The 3,472-nt window shown below is 62.6% G+C and carries 3 protein-coding genes and 1 pseudogene; 3 read left to right on the forward strand and 1 reads right to left on the reverse strand.

Annotation, left to right across the window (positions count from 1 at the left end; genetic code table 11):
* Window positions 1-211: pseudogene (locus VKP01_RS09950) on the forward strand (hypothetical protein); the annotation flags it as partial.
* Window positions 212-232: 21 nt separating this feature from the next.
* On the opposite strand, the gene VKP01_RS09955 reads toward VKP01_RS09950, so the two are convergent.
* Window positions 233-925: a hypothetical protein gene (locus VKP01_RS09955; protein WP_324411990.1), complete on the reverse strand. Its 693-nt coding sequence runs from the start codon at window positions 923-925 to the stop codon at window positions 233-235.
* A gap of 412 nt (window positions 926-1,337) precedes the next feature.
* On the opposite strand from VKP01_RS09955, the gene VKP01_RS09960 reads away from it, so the two are divergent.
* A complete protein-coding gene (locus VKP01_RS09960; protein WP_324411991.1) occupies window positions 1,338-2,306 on the forward strand; it encodes a TAXI family TRAP transporter solute-binding subunit in 969 nt (322 codons plus the stop codon).
* Between the two features lie 111 nt (window positions 2,307-2,417).
* Window positions 2,418-3,472, forward strand: a 1,055-nt coding sequence (locus VKP01_RS09965; protein WP_324411992.1) for a TRAP transporter large permease subunit, incomplete at its 3' end; no start/stop codon positions are given.

A 3,472-nucleotide genomic window follows, 5' to 3' on the forward strand; every position in this document is an offset into this window, starting at 1 on the left:
CGTCGGCTTCCTCTCCGTCGGCTTCGCCGTCTGGCGTCTCAAGGCCCGTGCACCGGTGCCTGCCGACCAGCAGGGTCGCTTCCAGACCCTGCCGCGCACCACCCCGGTGGCCGCCCCACTCTATCCGGAATCGGAAGAGGATTACGGGTTTTCGAGCGCCGCGCATGCGCAGAACCCAGAGCTCGAAAACGCCGAAGCGCCACGCCCCTGAAATCGGGACGCGGCCTGTTTCTCACCAGCGCGCACGCAGATTCACGCCGGCGCCCCAATCGTCACCGCGCTGATAGAGCTCGGCGCGAAAATCGGTGGCGTCGTAGCGCAGCCGCCATTCCGTCGCGCCGTCATCAGCGGGACGGATCATCCGCCCGGACAGGGTGCCGCTATCGGCGATCTGTTGCCGGATATAGGCTTCCTGCGCCACACCGTCCGGCCCTGCGGTGACGGCGATGCCGATCCCGGTCCCGCCGCCGGTGGTGAGCGAGAGATCGGCATGCGCGCTCACGCCGCCATCCGTCGTCACGGCCGCGTTGCCCCGGATCGCGCCGCGCAGATCATCGGACAGCGCGAAATCGGTGCTGCCGCCGATCTGTGCGCGCAAACGGGCCGCGCTCTCATCAGACCCGTGCGGCTGCGTGACGGCAAGGCCCGACCAGCCGCCATCGGCATCCGCCGATCCGGTGGTCGTCACGCCGATACGCGACCCGTCGGGTTGATGATCGGCGCCGATATGCAATCCAGGCACCGTTTCAGCCCCGATCCAGCGAAAGGCTTCAAACGCCTCGGTCCTCTCCGCCGGAAGTGCGCGCGCCGGTGCGGCGAGTGACCGCAGATGAGGATCGTCAGGCGCCTGCGTGGGCAAGAGGGGCTGGGGGCGCATGCCTTCGACTTCCCGCGCACCGGCCTCATTCCAGAGCGGATCCCGCATGGCCGGATCCTGCGCTGGAGCCTCGTCAGAGGCGGCGGACCGAGCCGTTTCGGCCAGAGAAAAAGGCGCATTGGCATTCATCCGCTGATGAACAACGGATTGCAAAGCGGTAGATATAGAAAAAGTCATATTAAAATCCTCTGGATATAGTTTTTTGATATCACATATCAGTCTATGCTGGCTTCACGATGGAAATCCAGAGGCTGTAGAAATTTCCTGCATTGCAACATGTCAAGCCGTATAATTTTTTCGTCGCAGCTCATCATGCCGCCTCTCCGGATCATACGGTCCGCGCGTCGGTCCGGTCTTTACAAAAGCGACCGTGTCCCTATTGCTATTGCGGGGCAGCCCTGCGCCCGATGCAGGGCTTGGTTCAAAATGAACCCCTACTTCTTCGAGGGAGGAACAACGCATGAAAAAAATTGCAACTGGTCTGGCAGCGGCCGGACTTCTCGTCTCCGGCGCGGCTCTGGCGGACCGCGATGACTGGCCGCGCGACATGACCGTCGGCACCGCCAGCCAGGGCGGCGTCTATTTCGTCTATGGCGGCGGCATGGCGAGCTTCCTCACGGAAGAGCTCGGCGTGAACGTCTCCGGCGAGGTGACCGGTGGCCCCGTGCAGAACGTGACCCTGGTTCAGACCGGCGAGCACGATATCGGCCTCGTGACCCTGGGCCCGGCCTTCGAAGCCTGGACGGGTCAGAGCGAGCTGGCTCCCGGCCTTGAGCACAAGGACATCCGCGCCCTTTTCCCGATGTATGAGACCCCCTTCCATGGGATTACCCTGCGCTCGTCGGGCATCACCTCGGTGAGTGATCTGGACGGACGCCGTGTTGCAGTCGGCCCGGCCGGTGGAACACCTGGCACCTATTGGCCGCGCATTCTCAATGCGCTCGGTATCGAGGCGACCATCTCCTATGCGGGCGCGGCGGATTCCGCCGGCCAGTTGCAGGACGGCCTGGTTGACGCCTTCGTCTTCGCCGCAGGCCTCCCGACTGCGGCCTTCTCGCAGCTCGCAGCCGAAGCGGACGTGATCACCTTCGGCTTCACGCCTGAAGAGCATGAGCAGGTTCTCGAAGCCTTCCCGGAAGTCGCGGCCTTTACAATTCCGGCGGGTACCTACTCCGTGCAGGAGGAGGATCAGGCCTCCGTCGCGATGTGGAACTACGCGATCGCACATCAGGACATGCCCGAGAGCCTCGCCTACGAAATCACCAAGACGGTTCTCGAAAACAACGAGCGCATGATGCAGATCCATGCCGCTGCAGCCGCCACCGTGGTCGAGAACTGGGATAACAACAGCTTCCTGCCGTTCCATCCCGGCGCTGTGCGCTATTACGAGGAAATCGGTATCGAGATCCCGGAAGATCTGCGCGGTTGATCACCGCTTCGCGGTCACCGCATGACTTTGATGGAGGCCACGTCCGGCGCGGCCTCCATCACAAGATCAAGGCCGAAACGGCCATTCGTGGGGTTTCATCGGGAGGGGCGCATGGTCGCCGCGGATGTGCGTGAGGCGCCGGAAGGCGATTCCGGGACGAAGAACGTTGCCAGTGGTGTTGATCGCGAGATCTATGCGGGTAACCAGCGCATCTTCGAAGGAAAAAGCCATTATGTCGTCGCCGCGCTGTGCGTCGCTTACACAGCCTTTCATATCGGCGTGATGAACCTCTATCCGCTGGAAACCTGGGTCTATCGCCTGACTCATGTCACCGGCGGGCTGGCACTGGGCTTCACCCTGTTCTCGGCCAGGAATTTTGTCGATACGCAGGGGCGCGCTCATACCCGCTCCGTCATCGAACTTTCCCTGCTCGGCATCGCCGCGCTTCTCATCCTCACGGCCCTCGGCCAGATCGTGCTCGCGGTGGTGACCGGCGATCTTGTCGCGACAGGTGCGCCACCGGCCAAGATGGTCAACACCTACGGCCTGCCACTCGTCGCCGGAACGGCAATTGCCGTCCTGGCGACATGGTTTTTTCCGCCAGGCGATCGCGCCAGGCTCTCACCAGGCGACCTGTTGCTGGCCCTCGCGGCAATCGCGGTCGGTATCTATATTATTGCTCATGCACATTTCCTGCGGATGCGCGCCCAGGTCTTTCCGCATCCTAATGACATGTGGGCCTCGATTGCCGGCATTCTGCTCATCCTGGAATTGACCCGTCGTCTGGCTGGTCTGGCGCTTGTCATCATCGTCGCGGCGTTCGTCGCCTATGCCTTCGTCGGGCCGTGGTTGCCAGGCTTTCTCGAACATCGCGGCTATGCGCCTCAGCGCTTCTTTGCCTTCCTTTATACGGATAACGGCATTCTCGGCCCGACCATCGCGGTGTCCTCGACCTACATCATTCTCTTCATCACCTTCGCGGCCTTTCTGCAGGCGAGCAAGGTAGGCGAGTATTTCGTCAATTTCGCCTTCGCGGCGGCCGGCGGCGCACGCGGCGGGCCGGCGAAGGTCGCGGTGTTCGGCTCGGGCCTGATGGGCATGATCAACGGCACATCAGCCGGCAATGTCGTCTCTACCGGTTCGCTCACGATTCCCCTGATGAAGAA

The organism is Saliniramus sp., assembly GCF_035311605.1.
GTDB lineage: Bacteria > Pseudomonadota > Alphaproteobacteria > Rhizobiales > Beijerinckiaceae > Saliniramus.

What these genes read in the sequence shown, in the direction of transcription:
- VKP01_RS09960 (WP_324411991.1), top strand. Translation starts at nt 1,338, where the DNA reads ATGAAAAAAATTGCAACTGGTCTGGCAGCGGCCGGACTTCTCGTCTCC.
- VKP01_RS09955 (WP_324411990.1), bottom strand. Translation starts at nt 925, where the DNA reads ATGCGGGATCCGCTCTGGAATGAGGCCGGTGCGCGGGAAGTCGAAGGC.